The sequence below is a fragment of the Mesorhizobium delmotii genome (assembly GCF_900149755.1).
Lineage (GTDB): Bacteria > Pseudomonadota > Alphaproteobacteria > Rhizobiales > Rhizobiaceae > Mesorhizobium > Mesorhizobium delmotii.
Window position 1 is genome coordinate 1100431 of the sequence record NZ_FUIG01000013.1, and the last position, 18735, is coordinate 1119165.

The window sequence follows — 18735 nt, forward strand, 5'->3', positions numbered from 1 at the left end:
ATTGACTACGTCGCAGCCGTGACTATCCGGAATGCTCAGGTTGCTCCGGGATTAGATGTCAGTGGCTTTGGGACGGCCTTAATGCCGTGTTCCTGAAATGCCTGGTGCACGGCGATCAAAGCGGCGCGGCGGATCATGAAGTGTCTGCCCGCTTTCGCCTTGAATTTGGCCCGGATGACCAGCGTGCCGTCCTCAACCTCGGCAATTCCCTGGCTCTTGAACGGCTCGAGCAGATCTCCGGCAAGTTCCGGGTCGGCCGAAATATCCTGGCCGATCTTCTTGAAAATCTTGCGGACTTTTTCGACATCGGTGTTGAATGCAACGCGAAAGATCAGTTTCTCGATCATCCAGTCGCGGCTGAAATTCTGGATCTTGCCAATCTCGCCATAGGGAATTGTCGCCAAGGCACCGCGCTGATGGCGTAGGGAAACCGACCGGACCGAGATTTTTTCCACGGTTCCCTTGGCGCCTGACGTTTCGATGTATTCGCCGAAGCGGAATGCATCGTCGATCAGGAAAAACAGCCCGGAGACCAGGTCCTTCACCAGCGTCTGCGAGCCGAAGCCGATGGCCAGCCCGAACACGCTCAAGCCGGCGATCAGCGGCCAGACATTGACCCCGATCGACACCAGGATCGAGAGCAGCGCCAAGGCCAGAATGCTCGATTTGCCGACCGCGCTGATCAGCGGCACCAGCGTGCCCAGCCGTGAGCGCGGCGCACCCAGCGCCTCCTCGTCACCACCTACGGCGGGCAACTCCGCGCGCAAGGCGCGAGCAGTCGCTGTGCCGACCACGTTCCACAGAAACGCCGCCACCAACATGATCAGCGCCACACCGGATGCGCCCTTGGCGACCTCCCACAGATCTATGCCGAACCCGGCAGCCAGCGGTGTCGCCCATAGCGTTCCCAGCATGGCAATCATGATAGCCACAACGGTGAAGCGGGCGGTCTGTCGCCCTGCCGCTGCCAAGATCGAGATGTCAGGAGACTCCAATCCGCGCTGCGCCCAGTTCCCGATCATTGCGTCGAGATGCGGCGCGGCGAGAAACATCAACGCGGTCAGCACAACGGCCGACCCACGAAGCGATGCTCCCAGGGTCAGCGCGGCCTGAGTGCTGAGAAAGGTGATTATCAGGAACGCGATCACGATTCCCGGCCACATTTTGGCGAGACGGGTGCGCCAGCGGCTTCTGGGGCGCGGACCGGCGACGGCGGCTGCCATTGTGCGTCTGTGCCGCCATACCGCCCATGCAAACAGAAGGTAGATCGGAATTCCCAAGCCTGTTCGCAGCAGATCCCCCAAGGCCGGTCCGACGCTCCAGAGCCGCAACGTCGCGAGCAGCGTAACGCCGATGATCGCCAAGCCAATAGCAAGCGAGAGGTCGCGCACGAGCGCCGCCAGATGGACGGAGCGCTCCGCGAACTCGGTTCGCCGCGATGCCATCAAGAGTGATCTGACGGCGGCGAGGATGATGAGTCCGAGCACGGTCGTTACCGTCCAAAGGCGAAGGGTTTGCAAAGGCACGCCAGAACCGGCCAGCAGCCGCGCAGCAATGAAACCGATCACCAGCGCCACCACAGTAGCCGCCACGCCCGCGAAGAATCTGCGCCATGCACTGCTTTTGGCACTCGCCTTCTTGAACCGCCGGGCGAGCAGGATGAACACGCCCGCGACGAGCGCGACAACCAACACAATCTCGAACAGGAGCACAAGGATAGATGTTCCCCCGGCCGCCAGCGAGGCCCTCAGGTTTTCAAGCTCGACGGGGACGTCGCTCAAAGCGGCAAACCGCGCGAACAGTCCGGAGATGAAACGCTCGGCGAGCTGTTCGAAGCCCCAAATCAACGAAGTAACGTCCGTTTCCGCCGTCGTGTCCACGATTTCTCCCCCTTCAGCGCCTCGGAAGCCAGTTCCGGCGGTCGCTCGTCGGCCGCTGTCTCGCTATCCAGCGCCCAACCATCGAACAATTCAAGCTTTTCTGCCCAGCCCTTTACCCGCGCGGGGTCCGAGCGCACTGAACTGGTCGGCCCAGAGCGCAACGACCGCGCCGTCGCGGGCGGCGATGGTATCGGCGAAAGCAAACAAGCGCGTATCTTTGCCGCGCGCATCACCGATCTGTTGCACAAGCGATTTCCATTCACAATCGAGCATCGTCTCAAGCCGCGGCCTGGACACGTAGCGTGTTCCGGAGCCGTAAGGGTCGTCGCTCACTTCCTTGTCGTAGGCTGAGACGGTCTTGGCCACCGTGCCCGACGCGGCGCCAACGCGCAGAAACCATCGCGCCACTTCCTGACCCGCGCCGATCTCGGCGAACGAGCCGAAACTCGTTGCGTCGAGATTGACCTCCAGCGCCTTCCGATGCGTGTCAGCAGCGGCGTTATCCGATCGACCAGTCGCATCGGTAGTGGCAGTATAATTCATGGCGGGGTCTCTGCGGTGGACTGCGGTTGCGTTTCAATACTGCCGCCCAACGCCAGGTGCAAATTGATCCGCTGGGCGAGTTGTTCGCTCTGAACGAGCAGCAAACCAGCTGCGCCCAATGCGCATTCACCTGTTGCTTTTGAACCGCGCGAAGATCGCCGCTGCCTATGAGGCCTACAGAACTTGCAATAAGCATAGCGAGTCCGCTTTAGGGCGGCTAGCAGCGTCGCTACGCCAGTCGACAGGTTGCCGCTCGTTCGACCGCATTTGTCGGAAATCAGTGCCCTGCGATGCCCAGTGCCTTCATGTCGAAAAGTGGCAACGCCAGGAATGCCTTCGCAACGAGAGCGTTGGCAAGATCGACGAAAAACGATCCGGCCAGGGTGATCAGCAAGAACGCCTTCGGGGCTGGACCGTAACGGCGCGCCACCTCGTCCATGGTCGCCATCGCGACGGGCATTGAAGATATCCCGAAGCCGAGGAAACCACCGACCGTAACCGCTGCCTCATAGTCACGGCCCAGCAACCGGAATAGAACGAAATAGGCAATCGCCACGATGACGATGATCTGCAGCAGTACGTTGACGAAAAGTGGTCCGAGGACAGCGGCAACGGCAATCAGCTTTGTGCTCATGAGGCTGAGCACCAGAAACAGGTTCAGAGCGACCTCGCCGCCCTTTTGGATCGGCTCGAAATCCAGCCGAATGCGAGTCCAGTCAACAAGGTTCGTCAGGAAAACTCCTGCGAGCATCGCCGACAGGAAGCCAGGCAGCAGTAATCCTGCGTCCTTGGCCCAGCTATTGAGCTTGTCGCCAAGAAGGACCGATACCGCAATAATCAGGATGGTCGCCAGAATACTCTCGAGCGATCCTCCTGAAACTGCTGCTGGTGCGTCTTTTTGGGGCTCGGCGAAGGAGACATCAATCTGCGTTGCCGCAACCGGGGAGAGTCTATGACGCCCGATCAGCCAACCGGTAATGGGTCCCGACACCAGAGCGCCAGTGATGACCGCAAGAGTCGCCGCTCCTGCTCCGACCGCTTGCGCGTTCTGAAGCCCGACGGCCTCCGCCTCCTTCGCCCAAGCAAGTGCCGTCCCTGGCCCTCCGACGAAGGAAAGGCTCCCTGCAAGGAGCCCGTAGAAGGGGTGTGCACCCCAAGCCGTAGCGACACCGATGCCAACCAGATTCTGGCAGATCAGCAGAAGCACTGTCACGGCGCAGAGGATGACTAGCGGACGGCCACCGGCTCGCAGCGCTTTCAACTTCGCCGACAGGCCGATCGTCGTGAAGAAGACAAGCAGCAGAAGATCGCGGAGCTTTGTGCCGAAGGCGACCTCAGTTGCGAACATGACCTGAGCAAGGAGAACCAGCAGAGCCACTATCATGGCACCGATCACCGCGTTGGGCATGTCGATGCGTTTCAGCACTGGAACCATTTGACGGATGCGGGTTCCCGCGACCAGCGCGATCAGACCAATGATCAGCGTTGCAAGTTCCGAGAATTCAACATGGTCCGCGGCCATCGGCTCAATTCCCCGGCCCCTGGAGCGACAGGCGGTCTTCAGGCCGCCTGGTTTGCTGACACTGCGAGGAGACATCCGAGCATATCGGACGCGGCACTTGGCCGGAAGAGCAAAACCTTGCAGGCCAAGAGGATCCGGGGATCCGCGAGGCTCTTCCCAGATCAATAGCCAAGGCGGGGAGACGGCACATCGACCCGGATCAATCTCGAAAAATCCGGCGAAAGGCCCGACTTCCGCGCACGGTCGTCTATGTGGGCTAACTCCCTCAAAGTCGACAACGGCAAGCGGGTGTCGAGTGCACCCCGTGCATAGGCATAGTCGGGAAGATAGCCGTTGACGATGAGGCGCCATGAGAAGCAGGCGGCCATGGCTGCGGCTAATGTGATATCGCTTGCCCAGCAGAAAGCAGCCCAGCCTGTACAGGGTGAATAGAAAGCGGCGATCATCGAGTCGGCGTCGAGAAGCAATGGTTGGAGCAAGGACGTCGGTTGATCTGTTGACTCTTGTAAATGTGCGACTCTGGCGGACTGACCAAAGATGTTCACGCACGGACCGCTCAGTGTGAACGCGCCTGGCTCGAAAAAACGTGCCGGATTTGGTGAAGAACACGCAGCAAGCGGTCTCGTTGCGGATTGCCCGTTCGCAGAACGTGGAGTTCTTCCTTGGCCCATTGAGGAAAGTCGGACTGACCTCAAGGACCGACTCTTGCGCTGGCCTAACGATTCTGCCCGTAGGTTACCGTTATTTACCTTCCGTCCCGAGCGGCAATAGGCAAACCTCACGAAGGACGATTTTGAAGAAGGCATGGGTGAAGCGTCCTGCCACGAGTTTCGTCTCGTCGATAGAACGCGGAGCATGTTTTCTCGCCAGGGAACCGAAAACTCAGCTTATCTTGGAAGAAGCGGTACAATCAAAGGAGGACGTCAGATGAGTGACAAGCAAGCGAATCCAGACCGACAACCGAACCGGCGCGACATTTTGCTGACCGGAGGATCTGTGCTCGCCATTTCAGCTGTCGCATCCGGAATAGCCACGAGCGCGAAAGCTCAAGCAGCCGGTGCAAAACCCAACATTCTCGTCATCTTCGGCGATGACGTCGGTTATTGGAACCTCAGCGCCTACAACCGGGGCATGATGGGCTATCGCACGCCGAACATCGATCGGATCGCGAAAGAGGGCGCGATCTTCACCGACCACTACGCTCAACAGTCCTGCACAGCCGGGCGCGCCGCATTCATTACCGGCCAATCCTGCTTCCGCACCGGCCTGCTGAAGGTAGGCCTGCCGGGTGCCAAGGAGGGGCTGTCGGAGAAGGACCCGACGCTCGCCGAACTGCTCAAGCCGCAGGGCTATGTTACCGGGCAATTCGGCAAGAACCATCTCGGCGATCGAAACGAGCACCTGCCAACCGTTCACGGCTTCGATGAATTCTTCGGTAATCTCTATCACCTCAATGCCGAGGATGAGCCGGAGCATCCCGACTACCCGAAGAATCCCGAGTTCAAGGCCAAGTTCGGTCCACGCGGCGTGATGAAATGCAAGGCCAGTGCAACCGACGATCCTACCGAGGATCCGCGCTTCGGACGGGTGGGCAAACAAGAGGTCGAGGACACCGGCCCGCTGACGAAGAAGCGCATGGAAACCGTAGACGAAGAGTTCCTCGGCAGCGCGCTCAACTTCATCGACCGCTCGAACGCCGACGGGAAGCCGTTCTTCTGCTGGTTCAATTCGACCCGGACCCACATCTACACCTTTCTCAAGGCGGCCTCGAAGGGCAAGACCGGCTTGGGCATCTATGCGGACGCCATGGTGGAGATGGACGGCATGGTCGGCCAGCTTCTGGGCAAGCTCGATGACCTCGGCATCGCCGACAACACCATCGTCCTTTGGACGACCGACAACGGCGCGGAGGTTTTCTCGTGGCCGGACGGCGGCACCACGCCCTTCAAAGGCGAGAAGAACACAAACTGGGAAGGTGGTTACCGCGTGCCGTGCATGATGCGCTGGCCGGGCGTCATCAAGCCCGGAACCGAAATCAACCACATAACGTCACATGAAGACTTCGTGCCGACGCTGGTCGCCGCCGCAGGCGAACCAGACGTGACGGCTAAGCTGTTGAAGGGATACGATGCCGCCGGCAAGAGCTTCAAAGTGCATCTGGATGGCTACGACCAACGCGACGTGCTGGCCGGCGAAGGCGAAGGCAAGCGCCACGAATACTTTTACTGGACAGATGACGGCAACCTCGCCGGCTTGCGTTACGAACGCTGGAAGATGGTCTTCCTCGAGCAGCGCGAGGAGGGGCTTGCCGTGTGGGAGAACCCGCTGATTCCACTGCGGTTCCCGAAGCTCTTCGACATCAAGGGTGACCCGTTCGAACGGGCGCAGACGGACGCCGGGGAATACGCCAGATGGCGTGTCGAGCACGCCTTCGCGCTCGTGCCGGCGCAGGCTTATGTCGCCAAACACCTGCAGACCTATGTCGCGTTCCCGCCGCGGCAGAGGCCCGGCAGCTTCGCGCTCGACCAGGTCCTGGCGAAACTGCAGGAGGGTGGCAGAAACTGAGTCTTTGCCCTGAATAGGCCGCGCTCGCGCTATCGGCAGGCGCGGCCTCCAAGCTAACTCGGAAGCAGATCAATGGCAGTCGCGAACAACCATCCTTCGACCAAGACCATTGCTCAGAGGGCAAAGAACGAGCTGCGCGAGTACGCGATCCTGTCCTTGTATCTATTCATCTGCTTTGGTGCGCTTATTCTCTACAAGGCAGCGATCCTTGGCGAGGAGGGCATCAGCTATCTGCCATCAGGGCTGGCGGCCATCAAGGCACTGATCCTGGCGAAGTTCATAATGCTGGGACACATGATCCGATTGGGCGACCGGCGTCGAAGCAGGATAGTCTACGTCATAGCCTGCAAGGCCCTGTCATACCTGATCCTGCTTCTCGTCCTCTCGGTCGTAGAGGAAGTCATCGTCGGGCTGGTTCACGGGCGCACGATCGCCGCTTCGCTCGCTGAATTCGGAGGAGACAAGCTGCCGCAGACGCTCGCGACAAGCCTGATCATGCTGCTGATATTGATCCCCTACCTGGCGTCCAGGGAAGTCAACGTCGCTCTTGGGGAAGGCAGGCTTTGGACGCTGCTGTTCGAACACCGTCCCGCTCAAATTACAGAAAGCAAAGGTGTCAAGCCATGACCGTTCTCGCTCGCGCCGCCAGCCGCTATTTGCTGCCCCTTTTTCTGTTGATGGCGATTGCGCCTTCCGCGCAAGGCGCGGAAGTACTCGCGTCATGGAACGAAGGCGAGGCGAAGCAATCCATCGTGCGGTTCGTCGAAAGCGTGAGCAAGGAAGGGTCGGCGGATTTCGTGCCCGTCCCCGAACGCATCGCGGTGTTCGACAATGACGGGACGCTGTGGGGCGAACAGCCTATGTATTTTCAGCTTCTGTTCGCGCTCGACCGGGTCAAGGCGCTCGCTCCCCAACATCCTGAATGGAACACGCAGGACCCCTTTGCATCGCTGTTGAAGGGCGATGTGAAAGCAGCACTTGCTGGCGGAGAACACGCGATCCTGGAGGTCGTGATGGCCGCGCATTCGGGCATGACCACCGACGAGTTCGAAAAGATCGTCCGCGATTGGTTTGCGAGCGCAAAACATCCGAAGACAGGTAAACCCTACACGGAGATGATCTACCAGCCGATGTTGGAGCTGCTGGACTATTTGCGCGCCAACGGGTTCAAGACATTCATAGCCTCGGGCGGCGGCATCGAGTTCGTGCGAGTATTCAGCGAGCAGGTTTACGGCATTCCGCCCGAGCAGGTGATCGGCAGCAGCGGCAAAATGAAATTCGAGTTGAAAGGGGACCAGATGGTTCTCAACAAGCTGCCGGAAGTTGATTTCATTGACGACAAGGCGGGCAAGCCGGTGGCCATCCAAAAGCATATTGGGCGGCGGCCGATCGCGGCCTTCGGCAATTCCGACGGCGATCTGCAGATGCTGCAATGGACCTGCTCGGGACCTGGCCCGCATTTCTGCCTTTACGTGCACCACACCGACGGTGAGCGGGAATGGGCCTACGACCGGCAGTCAAGCATCGGCCGTCTGGACAAGGGTCTCGACGCGGCAGCCGATTCTGGTTGGACGGTTGTCGATATGGAGAAGGATTGGAACCGGGTGTTCGCCTTCGAGAAATAAGGATTCGGAGCAAGACGATGAGTCGAGTTGTGGAACGCCAGGCTCAATCTACACAGGTCGAAGAGCCATTCCTGAACATGGTGTGGATTCCCGGCGGTACATTCCTCATGGGATCGGACAAGCATTATCCCGAAGAGGCGCCGGCGCATAGCGTGACAGTGGGCGGCTTCTGGATGGACGTCTGTACCGTCACCAACCGCGAGTTCGCTCGCTTCGTCGACGCAACTGGTTACGTCACCTCGGCCGAACGTCCCGTAAATCCCGACGATTATCCCGGAGCGAAGCCGGACATGCTGGCGCCATCATCCGTGGTGTTCAGCAAGGCCAAACAGCGTGTCGATCTTCGCGACCATTACAATTGGTGGGTCTACGTCCGCGGCGCCAATTGGCGCCATCCGCGCGGGCCGGCGAGTTCGATCAAGCGGCTGGCCGACCATCCGGTCGTGCATGTGAACTTTGAGGATGCCGAAGCCTACGCATCGTGGGCGGGCAAGGAATTGCCCACCGAGGCAGAGTGGGAATTCGCGGCGCGTGGCGGGCTCGACGCGGCCGAATTCGTCTGGGGCGATGAAATGACGCCCGTTGGACGACACATGGCCAATACCTGGCAAGGCGAGTTCCCATGGCAGAATCTCTGCGAGGACGGCTACGAGGGGACGTCACCCGTCGCCTCCTTTACGGCCAACGGCTACGGCCTCTACGACATGGCTGGCAATGTCTGGCAATGGACCACGGACTGGTACCAGGAACACGGCAAGATCGACAGCCCGTGCTGCACGGTTGACAATCCCCGCGGTGCCAAACGGGACGACAGCCTCGATCCACGGCAGCCGCAGATCAGAATCCCGCGCAAGGTCATGAAAGGCGGATCGCATCTTTGCGCGCCCAACTATTGCCGGCGCTACCGCCCGGCCGCGCGGATGGCGCAGCCGATCGATACGTCTACGTGCCATCTGGGGTTCCGCTGCATTGCACGCAGAACGTGACAAATACTGCTAGAAAGGCCCGGCGGCCTAAGGCTTGCCGAGACAGAGACAGACAGGGAGGATAGAAGCATGACGGGCAATGATATGTTGAAGGTCGGCGCTGCGGCGCTGGCGCTGCTGCTTGCCGGGTTTGGCTCGGCGCATCCTGTCTTTGCACAAGAACAGGTTGCGGCGGCTGACGCTTCGAGCGATGCGACGACTTCGCCGGAGCCGCTGAGCGCCGACGAGATGGAGGTCTTGGTTGCGCGGATCGCGCTCTATCCGGACGAGCTGATCGCGGTGATCACGGCTGCTGCACTCTATCCGCTGCAGATCGTCGAGGCGGCGCGCTTCCTCGACCGCTACGAGAAGGACAAGGGCCTGAAGCCCAAGGACAGCTGGGACGGCTCGGTGGTGTCGCTGCTCAACTATCCGGACATTGTCAAGATGATGAGCGACGACCTCGAATGGACGCAGACGCTCGGCGATGCCATCGCCTACCAGCAGAAGGACGTGCTGGTTGCCATCCAGCAGCTGCGCGACGAGGCGGTCGCCAAGGGCGTCATCAAGACCGACGACAAGATCCAGGTGGTCAAGGAGAACGACAATTTTGTCATCAAGTCGGCGAGCCCCGAGGTGATCTACGTCCCGCAATATCCGCCGCAGATGTTTTATGAGCCGGATTACGTGTGGGAACCGATCCGCTATTATCCCGATCCTTACCCCTATTATGTGTATCCGGGGGCGACCTTTTTTGCCGGGGCGGTGACGGGCGCCATTTGGGCCGCCGCCGTCGACTGGGACGATTGGGGCGTGTGGGGCGGCCGCTGGAACGGCAACGACATCAACATCGATTGCAACAACTGCTTCAACAACCGCGACTTCAACGGCAAGATCAACTTCAACGACGTCGACTGGAAGAACATCGATCGCGACAAGATCAATATCGACCGCAACCAGTTCAACAAGTTCGACCAGACCAACATCAAGAACCGGATCGAGAAGAATAGCGACAACGCCATCCGGGACCGCGCCCGCGACATCAAGAAGAACGACAAGCTCGCTAACAGGGTGCCGGGCAAGACGGCTGCAACGAGAGACATCCGCAAGAGCACGCTGGACGGGCTGAAGGCGAAGCCCGCCAACGTCACCCGCCCCGCCAAGCCCGCCGACATCCAGAAACCTGCGGCCAGGCCTACCGCCAATCGCCCGGCGGCGAAGCCGGCCAAGGTGAACCGTCCGGCTGGCAAGCCAAAACCTGCGGCAAGGGTCGACAACCGGCCGAAGAAACCGTCGGGGCTCGGCAACGTTGATCGCGGCAAGGCGACCAAGGTCAGCTCCAACCGTGGCCACAAGTCGATGGGCGGCGGCCAGCGCGGCGGTGGCGGCCACAAGCAGATCAAGCGCGGCGGCGGCGGACGCGGGCGTTAACGGAACGGGAGGACAGGATTATGACACAGATGTTCAGCACCACCCGTCACACGGGAGTTTTGCATACGATCCTTCTCCGCTCTGTCTGCGCCGTGGCGCTTGCAGTGGGCATCGCTGTCTGGCAGCCAGCCGCCGCACAGGATGCGCCGGAGATCACTGCGTTTGCGGCCGCCGCTGAGCCGCCCGTCTTCGACACGCCGGAAGCGGCTGTCGATGCGTTCAAGAAGGCGCTGGGCGACGCCGGCAACGGTGCGGTTGCGGCCCTTCTCGGCCTCGATGCGGAAAAGCTGAAGGCTGACGAGAACGCGGACGAGACGCTGGCGGCGATCAAGGAGGGTGTGGCCAAGCGGCTTGTCGTCGATGGCGAGGGCGACCGCCGCACGCTGCAGATCGGCGACAAGCTGTGGCCGCTGCCGTTTCCGATCGTCAAGGGCGAGGACGGCAAGTGGGCTTTCGACACCTATGCCGGGCTCGAAGAGATCGTGAACCGGTATGTCGGCGAGAACGAGCTCACCGCGATCGAGACGATGCGCGCCTATGTTGACGCGCAGGAGGACTATGCATCGCAGGACCGCGACGAGGATGGCGTGGAGGAGTTCGCGCAGAAACTGATAAGCTCGGAAGGCGCGACCGACGGGCTCTACTGGCCGACCGACGACATCAACGGCGAGAGTCCGGCCGGTGACGCCGTTAGTGAGGCCGAGCTCGAGGACGCGGCCAAGGGCGAAGGCTATTTCGGCTACAAGTACAAGATTCTGACCGGCCAGGGCGACCATATCGCCGGCGGCGCCTACGACTACGTCATAAACGGCAACATGATCGCCGGCTTCGGCCTCATCGCCTGGCCTGCCAAATATGGCGAGACAGGCGTAAAAACCTTCGCCGTCAACCAGCACGGCGTCGTCTACGAGACCGACCTCGGGCCAACCACCGAGCAGATCGTCAAATACATCGACCGCTTCAACCCAGACGATACCTGGCAGGTCGTGGCCGACTGAGAGAAAGGCGTTCTAGTTGTCTGCGGACAATATCGTCGACGCGCGCGACTCTGGGCGGCGGCGGTCTCCGCCTCGGCGCTGCATCGCGCGGCAAGGATAAGCCCGTTCGCAAAAGTCGACTTCTTGATTGGCTCGCTGAGAAAAGCCGGCCTCACCATCGCAGACTGACCGTAATTCTTCGAGTAGGATACAGTTAGTTACGTTCCGCACGGAGCGGCAATGCCGCAACGTCACCTGGGCGCAACAAGCCGGAAGGTGACTGGCATGAAAACCAACAGACGATCTTTTACAAGTCAAGCATTGGTCGGAAGCTTTGCGGCACCTGTTGTGGCGCTGGTTCTGGCGATTGGCCTGGGAGCGCCCGCAAGGGCCGACGAGGCTGCGGCCAAGAGCATGCTCAAGGCGATGTCGGATTATCTGACCGCGCAGACGACCATATCGTTCGGATACGACACCAATCTCGAGATCGTCACCAAGGATCACCAGAAGCTGCTGCTGGCGAGTTCGGGCATGGTGGATCTCAGCCGGCCCGACAAGTTCCGCGGCAGCCGCCACGGCGGGTTTGCCAATGTCGAAATGGTCTTTGACGGCAAGACGCTGACGCTGCTGGGCAAGGACGCCAATCTCTATACGCAGGTCGATATCCCCGGCACACTCGATCATCTGGTCGACGAGCTGCGGAACAAATACAAGAGGCCAGTCCCCGGCGCCGATCTTCTGCTGTCGAACGTCTACGACGAGTTGATGCGCGACGTCACCGACGTCAAGGATCTCGGCAGCGGCGTGATCGGCGGCACGGAGTGCGATCATCTGGCGTTTCGGAAAAGGGAAGTCGATTGGCAGATATGGATCGCGCAAGGTGAGCATCCCTATCCCTGCCGTTATGTCATCACGTCCAACGCAGTCGACCAGGGTCCGCAATACAGCATTCAGATCAGCGACTGGAAAACCGGCGCTGATGTTGCCGCGGACGATTTCGCCTTCAAGGCGCCGGACGGTGCCAAGAAGGTCGATCTGAAGGAACTTGTCGACTTCGATGAACTGCCCACACATCTTTCGCCAGGAGCCCCCAAATGACCGTGTCGAGAAAACTGAGAATCGTCGTGCTCGCTGGAGCCGTTGGACTGTTCGGGCTTGAAGCCTCGCAGCAGCTAGCGCTTCCCGGCTTTAGCAGCCTTGTCTCCAGCGCCGAGGCCAGGGTCGGGCGTCCCCTGACGCCGGTCAGTGTCGCCGGGGTGGCGCGGCGCACGGTACGGCGCTGCGCGGCCGGTGTGTACTGTTGAGTTCGCGGCGAGCATTGATAGCGGTGCCGGTTGTTTGGTTACTTGCGGCAGCAGGTGTCATCGAGGCCGCCATGGGTGTGGCCCTGATCGTCGTTCCGAGCACGGTCGCCGTGTTGTTGCTCGGCGACGGTCTGACCGGTACGGGGCTGACAGTCGCCCGCGTCACCGGCGTCGCGCTGCTCGCCGGCAGGATCAGGGAAGGAGCTCGCCGCTGGCGGGAATGCTGACCTACAACGTCCTTGCCGCCATCTACCTCGCCTATCTCGGGATGGAAGGTGCCCAGGTCGGGAAACTATTGTGGCCGACCGTTGTTCTCCATGCCGCGCTGGGCCTGCTTTTTGTTCACGCCTGGGTTTCGTTCCAACCTGGATCACCGCAGAAATTCTGAGGGTGTGGCCCGTGAGATCCCTGCCTGGCCACCCCCAACGGATTCCGCCTGTAGGATACAGTTAATTACGTTCCGTGCCGCCGAACAATGCGCGAGCCTCACCAAGGGCAGGCAAAGCCCTCGCAGCGGCCAGCCCGGCTGGACGACGCGACCTTCCTATTAGGTGGGAGCATTATGAGAGTTCTGGCGTTGAGAAACTCCGGCGTTGTCTGGCTAACCCTGATGGCTGGGGTGATGGCCCCCTCTTCGGAAGCAGTCGCGTGCGGCTATGACAGCCCGCAGTCGGTTTCGCGCGGCGTTTTGAACTGGGCCTATCCGGATTCGCTTCATGTCATCGGTGCCATATCGCGGGAGGTCGCGGCGCGGCGGCTGCCCTTGGCGAATTTCAATCGGGCCGGAGCAGATTTGTTCGGGCAGCGATTTCGCGCGACCCAGACGGCGCTCACCGGGTTCGCCGAATTGCTCCGCGCCGCGTCATCCGAGCCATCGCAGCCAGCCTTTTCCCTTGTCCTTGTCGAGCCGGTGCTTTGGACCCGCTTCGAGCCGAGCGCCGAAGGCTTGCATGCCAAGCTCCATGTTGCCTCCGCCGAACCGGGCGATCTGGTTCTGGTTACCGGCGAGGCTGTCATCAGCGAGATCGCGCTCGGCCGGCTGGCTGTCGGCGAGGCCGGTGAGCGCGGCCTCATTCGCTTCTACGGATCCGAGAAGCAGAAGTCGGACTTCATCGGCACCTATCGACACGCCGGAGGCCAACCTATTGCCAAGTTGGGCGCGAGCCATGCGACGACGTCGCCTGCCGCCCAGCTCATCACTGACGCAGTTCAACCATCAGGAGGGAATCCATGACCAAGACATTGCTGTACGGGACGGCACTAGCAAGCCTGATGGGCTTCGCGCTTCCGGCGATTGCGCAGGACGCCGGGGCCTTGGACAAGGGAAAGGCCGACGCCGCGCACCAGCACCCGCCGGCCTACTCGCCATACGCGGAGCGCGACTTCCCGACGCGCCCATTCTTCGGCGATACGCATCTGCACACCGCGTTTTCCATGGACGCCGGCGCATTCGGCGCCAAGCTGACACCGCGGGACGCTTACCGCTTCGCCAGGGGCGAGGAGGTTACCTCGTCCACCGGCCAGCCGGTGAAGCTTTCCCGCCCGCTCGACTTTCTCGTGGTCGCCGATCACTCCGACAATATGGGCTTCTTCCCGGATCTGTTCGCCGGCAAGCCTGAGGTGCTGGCTGACCCTACCGGCAAGAAATGGTACGACATGATACAGTCCGGCAAAGGCGCGGATGCGGCGATCGAGATCATCGTCGCCTTCTCGCACGGGACGTTCCCGAAGGATATCATGTATTTCCCGGGCACGGCCGCCTACAAGGGCGCGTGGCAGGAAACGATCGCCGCCGCCGAGGATTACAACAATCCCGGCCTTTTCACCGCCTTCATCGGCTTCGAGTGGACGTCGAACACCGGCGGCAACAATCTGCACCGCAACGTCATCTTCCGCGACAATGGCGACAAGGCGAGCCAGGTCGAGCCGTTCACCGTCTATCCGCCCTACGGCAGCGACAACCCGGTCGATTTGTGGAAATGGATGGGCGCTTATGAACAGAAGACCGGCGGCGATGTGCTCGCGATCGCGCATAACGGCAATCTCAGCAGCGGCCTGATGTTCCCCACCGTCGAGCAGTTCGGCAAGCAGGTCGACCGCGAATATGTCGAGCAGCGGGCGAAATGGGAGCGGCTCTACGAGACCTCGCAGACCAAGGGCACCGGCGAGTCGCATCCGCTCCTCTCGCCCAACGACGAGTTCGCCAGTTTCGAGATCTGGGACAAGGGCAATCTGGACGGCAGCGTTCCCAAGACCAAGGAGATGCTCGAGTTCGAGTATGCCCGCTCGGCCCTCAAGAACGGACTGAAGCTCGAGCGCGAGCTCGGCACCAATCCCTACAAGTTCGGCCTCATCAGCAGCAGCGATGCGCACACCGGCCTCACCGCCATGGAGGAGGACAATTTCTTCGGCAAGACCACACCGCAGGAGCCGAGCCCGGAACGCATCGGCGCAACCTTTATCAGCAATGCCCAGACCGGTGTCAAAATCATGGACTGGGAGGTCGGCGCCTCCGGCTACGCAGCCGTCTGGGCCAAGGACAACACCCGCGCATCGATCTGGGATGCCATGCAGCGCAAGGAGACCTACGCCACCACCGGCCCGCGCATGCTGGTGCGGTTCTTCGGCGGTTGGGAGTTTGAAAGCAAGGATGCGCAAAATCGACTGCCGGGGCATATCGGCTACACCAAGGGCGTGCCGATGGGCGGCGATCTTCGCGCAGCCCCTGAAGGCAAGAAACCGACCTTCCTGGTCGCCGCCTTGAAAGATCCGCTCGGCGCCAACCTCGACCGCTACCAGATCGTCAAGGGCTGGCTGGAGGCGGACGGCAAACTGAAGGAGCAGGTCTATGACGTGGCTTGGTCCGGCGACCGGAAGCCCGACGCGGGTACCGGCAAGCTGCCATCGGTCGGCGACACTGTGGATGCCGCGAACGCCGGCTGGACCAATACGATCGGCTCCCCGGAGCTCAGCGCGGTGTGGGAGGACCCGGATTTCGACGCGAGCCAGCCGGCCTTCTACTATGGACGGGTGATCGAGATCCCGACCCCGCGCTGGACCGCCTACGACGTCAAGCGGTTCGGCGTAAAGGCCTTGCCAGGCACGGCGATGACCATCACCGAACGGGCCTACACCTCGCCGATTTGGTACACGCCAGGCACTTGAGGAAGGAAGCGACGCATCAAGACAAGGCAGACGCCCAGAGGCGTCTGCCTACCGCTCGCCACTCGCCAAGGCGGCACCAACTCATCGACACCGCCTAGCTAGCAAGGACGCCGCCCAATGAAACTTTTTCATGAACCCTTGCTGCATTTTGTCGTGGCGGGCACCGTGCTGTTCGCTGCCTTTGCATGGCTTGGCGACAGCGAAGAGCAGACGAAAAGCATCGAGCCGGTGCGTGTCGGCGACGGCGAGCTGAAGTGGCTCACCGAAACTTTCAAGGGCCAGTGGCAGCGTCCCCCGGATGGCCAGGAGCTGCAAGCCTTGATTACTGAGCTGATAAAAGAGGAACTATTCGCTCGCGAGGCGCGGGAAATGGGTCTCGAAGAGCACGACACGATTGTCAGGCGCCGGCTGGCCCAGAAACTGGAGTTCCTGCTCAAGGACACTGCCAAGGTCGTCGAGCCGACGGTAGCCGATCTTAGAAAATACTATGAAGCCAACCTCGACCTGTTCCGCGTCGCAAGCAAGGCAAGTTTCCGACAGGTCTATTTCAATCCGGACGGCCGCAAGGACGCCGCCGCCGATGCGGCCGATATGCTCGAACGGCTCCAGGCCGGCGATGCCGGCGACGTGGCGGAATTCGGCGACAGATTTCTGCTCGGCACCGAGTTCAAGAACCTCGACGAACAGGAGGCGACCGGCATGCTCGGCGAGGAGCTTTCGCGCGAGATCTACGCCGCGAGAACGGGAAGCTGGGCCGGCCCGTTCAAGTCCGGCTATGGCTACCACCTGATCAATGTCTCCGAGCGGAACGAACAGGGTTCGCGTCCTTTCGAAGAGGCGCGTGAGGCCGTGTCAGCCGAATGGCTCAGAGATCGCCAGGACGAAGTCAGCCGCGACTACATTGCACGGCTGCGCGAGAAATACGGTGTCGTCTATGGTGACGAGGTGGCGAAGCTGCTTTCTCCTGGCCCGAAAGCCGATGTGGCGTCGCGATGAGCCCGGTCCGTTTCCTAGCCTTACTCCTGCGGTTCGGGCGCGCTGCATTGCTTTTGGTTGCGGCATGCGTTGGGGCCTCCCCGGCCCTGACACACGAGATGCGCCCGGCATTTCTGGAGCTTCGAGAGGAAAGCCCGGGTGAGTTCAGCGTAACCTTCAAGACACCGATGCAGGGCGACTTCAGGCTCGCGCTTTCGCCGCGCTTTTCTGGCGCGGTCGAGAATCTGACGCCGGTGGTGTCGCGCGCGACGGGCGACGCCATGGTTCAGACGTGGCGGATTGCAGCGATCGAACCGCTCGCCGGCCAGAAAGTGAGCATCGAGGGCCTATCGCAGACCATGACCGATGCGCTGGTGCGCATCGAATTCGCCGATGGCGGCACATGGGTCGAGCGGCTCACCCCTAGCGCGCCCGACATGGCGATCCCCGCGACGCAGAACCCTTGGGAGGTGGCGGCGACCTATTTTCGCCACGGCATCGAGCACATCGCCTCCGGCATCGACCACCTCCTGTTCGTCGCCGCGCTGATGTTGATCGTGCGCGGCTGGCGACGGATAGTCGAGACGATCACCGCGTTCACCGTCGCCCATTCGATCACGCTGACTCTCGCCACCATCGGCTGGGTCACTTTGCCGTCTGCGCCGGTGGAGGCAATGATCGCCCTCAGCATCCTGCTTGTCGCGACCGAAATCGTTAGGATGGAGCGCGGGCAGTCGAGCCTGACCATCCAATGGCCTTGGGTCGCCGCCTTCGCTTTCGGCCTGCTGCACGGCTTCGGCTTCGCCGGCGCCCTGGTTGATCTTGGGCTGCCGCGCGGCGATATTCCGCTCGCTTTGCTGTCGTTCAATGTCGGCGTTGAAATCGGGCAGCTCCTATTCATCGCGGCGATCCTGCTCGCCGTTCATTCGATACGGCGCATCATCACGCTACCGCGGCGGGCTATCGTCGCTTCGGCCTATGTGATCGGAACCGTCGCGGCGTTCTGGAGCATCGAGCGGCTGGACGCGATGTTTCTATGAGGGAGGCATGAACACATGCGTGATCGGTCGAGGCGGCAGCGGTCTTCTGCGAGTCGATGCCGGATCTGCGCGTCAATATTCAGGGGATTTCGGTTGCGCGTTTTTGGCGGGAGCGTTGCTGCCTCCCACTGCGAGCGCATTGGAAGGAAGCTTTATGACCTTTGCACAAAAGCTAAAGCACGATTTCACCAGTCTAGCCTTCTACAAAGCCTGGAACGACAACATCATCTACTACGGCAAGCGCACGGCCGACCCGTCCGACTTCCTGCTGTTCCATGTCTGCCTCGATCCGCACTCGGCTCAGGGCGCGGATCTCGAGGTGCCGCTTTGGGAGTTCGGCCTCTCCGACGACGCCTCGATCGAAGTGGAGGACATGGTCGCCGCCCGCGCTTCACCTGGCACGGCAAAATTCAGCACATCCATCTCGATCCGTTTTACAAGCCCTATGCGGTGTGGCGACTCATCCCGCCGGCACACGCAGGGCTGTCTCGACCAAGCCAGTCATAAGCGAAGCAACATCCGTGCTTGATGACAGGAATTCGCTCACGGTCCTCGACCCCACGCTTTTGAGACCACGGCCCCTCTACCGTCGATCTTGTCGACACGACGCTTTTTTCACCGACAGGACATTTCCAGGCGGCGCCGATAATGCAAGTCGCCCGCGTTCCACGCGCGTCGCGTTCGATCTGGTAACTCTGTGTCTCGAGCTGTGACGAACTGACCGGAAGGAGCCGCTGCTGTCG

Annotated in this window: 18 protein-coding genes and 1 pseudogene; 15 read left to right on the forward strand and 4 right to left on the reverse strand. The window is 61.1% G+C overall.

Annotated elements, in window-relative coordinates:
• Nucleotides 1-35 precede the first annotated feature (35 nt).
• The 4 genes and pseudogenes from BQ8482_RS06755 to BQ8482_RS40505 all read right to left on the reverse strand — a co-directional run.
• A complete protein-coding gene (locus BQ8482_RS06755) occupies nucleotides 36-1880 on the reverse strand; it encodes a mechanosensitive ion channel domain-containing protein (RefSeq protein WP_244602637.1) in 1845 nt (614 codons plus the stop codon).
• A 90-nt stretch (nucleotides 1881-1970) separates the two neighbouring features.
• Nucleotides 1971-2423 (reverse strand): hypothetical protein, encoded by a 453-nt coding sequence (locus BQ8482_RS06760; RefSeq protein ID WP_208867597.1) that lies wholly within the window; start codon nucleotides 2421-2423, stop codon nucleotides 1971-1973.
• A gap of 277 nt (nucleotides 2424-2700) precedes the next feature.
• Nucleotides 2701-4020 carry a sodium/glutamate symporter gene (gene gltS, locus BQ8482_RS06765; protein ID WP_123146763.1) on the reverse strand — a complete coding sequence of 440 codons (1320 nt, stop codon included), beginning with the start codon at nucleotides 4018-4020 and terminating at the stop codon, nucleotides 2701-2703.
• A gap of 86 nt (nucleotides 4021-4106) precedes the next feature.
• Nucleotides 4107-4301, reverse strand: a pseudogene (locus BQ8482_RS40505) (DUF4105 domain-containing protein); the annotation flags it as partial.
• A gap of 571 nt (nucleotides 4302-4872) precedes the next feature.
• Between BQ8482_RS40505 and BQ8482_RS06775 the strand changes: the two are divergent.
• From BQ8482_RS06775 to BQ8482_RS06840, 15 genes are all read left to right on the forward strand, one after another.
• A complete protein-coding gene (locus BQ8482_RS06775) occupies nucleotides 4873-6510 on the forward strand; it encodes an arylsulfatase (protein ID WP_123146764.1) in 1638 nt (545 codons plus the stop codon).
• A 72-nt stretch (nucleotides 6511-6582) separates the two neighbouring features.
• A complete protein-coding gene (locus BQ8482_RS06780) occupies nucleotides 6583-7137 on the forward strand; it encodes a hypothetical protein (RefSeq protein WP_123146765.1) in 555 nt (184 codons plus the stop codon).
• Nucleotides 7134-8135, forward strand: a complete 1002-nt coding sequence (locus BQ8482_RS06785) for an HAD family hydrolase (RefSeq protein ID WP_123146766.1) — start codon at nucleotides 7134-7136, stop codon at nucleotides 8133-8135. The genes BQ8482_RS06780 and BQ8482_RS06785 overlap by 4 nt, the downstream gene beginning before the upstream one ends.
• Before the next feature lie 17 nt (nucleotides 8136-8152).
• Complete coding sequence (locus tag BQ8482_RS06790; protein ID WP_123146767.1) at nucleotides 8153-9121, forward strand: formylglycine-generating enzyme family protein; 969 nt, start codon at nucleotides 8153-8155, stop codon at nucleotides 9119-9121.
• Nucleotides 9122-9205: 84 nt separating this feature from the next.
• Nucleotides 9206-10531: a DUF3300 domain-containing protein gene (locus BQ8482_RS06795; RefSeq protein WP_123147433.1), complete on the forward strand. Its 1326-nt coding sequence runs from the start codon at nucleotides 9206-9208 to the stop codon at nucleotides 10529-10531.
• 20 nt (nucleotides 10532-10551) lie between these two features.
• Nucleotides 10552-11529, forward strand: a complete 978-nt coding sequence (locus BQ8482_RS06800) for a DUF2950 domain-containing protein (RefSeq protein WP_244602639.1) — start codon at nucleotides 10552-10554, stop codon at nucleotides 11527-11529.
• A gap of 393 nt (nucleotides 11530-11922) precedes the next feature.
• Nucleotides 11923-12606, forward strand: coding sequence for a DUF2092 domain-containing protein (locus BQ8482_RS06805; protein ID WP_425294083.1), 684 nt, complete (start codon nucleotides 11923-11925; stop codon nucleotides 12604-12606).
• Nucleotides 12603-12812, forward strand: a complete 210-nt coding sequence (locus tag BQ8482_RS06810; RefSeq protein WP_077377871.1) for a hypothetical protein — start codon at nucleotides 12603-12605, stop codon at nucleotides 12810-12812. Before BQ8482_RS06805 ends, BQ8482_RS06810 begins: the two co-directional genes overlap by 4 nt.
• Nucleotides 12809-13039, forward strand: coding sequence for a hypothetical protein (locus BQ8482_RS39025; RefSeq protein ID WP_244602640.1), 231 nt, complete (start codon nucleotides 12809-12811; stop codon nucleotides 13037-13039). The genes BQ8482_RS06810 and BQ8482_RS39025 overlap by 4 nt, the downstream gene beginning before the upstream one ends.
• Entirely contained in the window at nucleotides 13033-13200 is a 168-nt protein-coding gene (locus BQ8482_RS39030) for a hypothetical protein (protein WP_244602641.1), read from the forward strand. The genes BQ8482_RS39025 and BQ8482_RS39030 overlap by 7 nt, the downstream gene beginning before the upstream one ends.
• 174 nt (nucleotides 13201-13374) lie before the next feature.
• Nucleotides 13375-14046: a hypothetical protein gene (locus tag BQ8482_RS06820; protein WP_133254702.1), complete on the forward strand. Its 672-nt coding sequence runs from the start codon at nucleotides 13375-13377 to the stop codon at nucleotides 14044-14046.
• Complete coding sequence (locus BQ8482_RS06825; RefSeq protein ID WP_123146771.1) at nucleotides 14043-15977, forward strand: DUF3604 domain-containing protein; 1935 nt, start codon at nucleotides 14043-14045, stop codon at nucleotides 15975-15977. Before BQ8482_RS06820 ends, BQ8482_RS06825 begins: the two co-directional genes overlap by 4 nt.
• A gap of 117 nt (nucleotides 15978-16094) precedes the next feature.
• Entirely contained in the window at nucleotides 16095-16973 is an 879-nt protein-coding gene (locus BQ8482_RS06830) for a peptidyl-prolyl cis-trans isomerase (RefSeq protein ID WP_123146772.1), read from the forward strand.
• Nucleotides 16974-17071: 98 nt separating this feature from the next.
• Entirely contained in the window at nucleotides 17072-17992 is a 921-nt protein-coding gene (locus BQ8482_RS06835) for a HupE/UreJ family protein (RefSeq protein ID WP_244602642.1), read from the forward strand.
• Nucleotides 17993-17999: 7 nt separating this feature from the next.
• On the forward strand, nucleotides 18000-18521 hold the full coding sequence (locus BQ8482_RS06840) for a hypothetical protein (RefSeq protein ID WP_133254703.1): 522 nt from the start codon (nucleotides 18000-18002) through the stop codon (nucleotides 18519-18521).
• The last annotated feature ends 214 nt before the right edge of the window (nucleotides 18522-18735 follow it).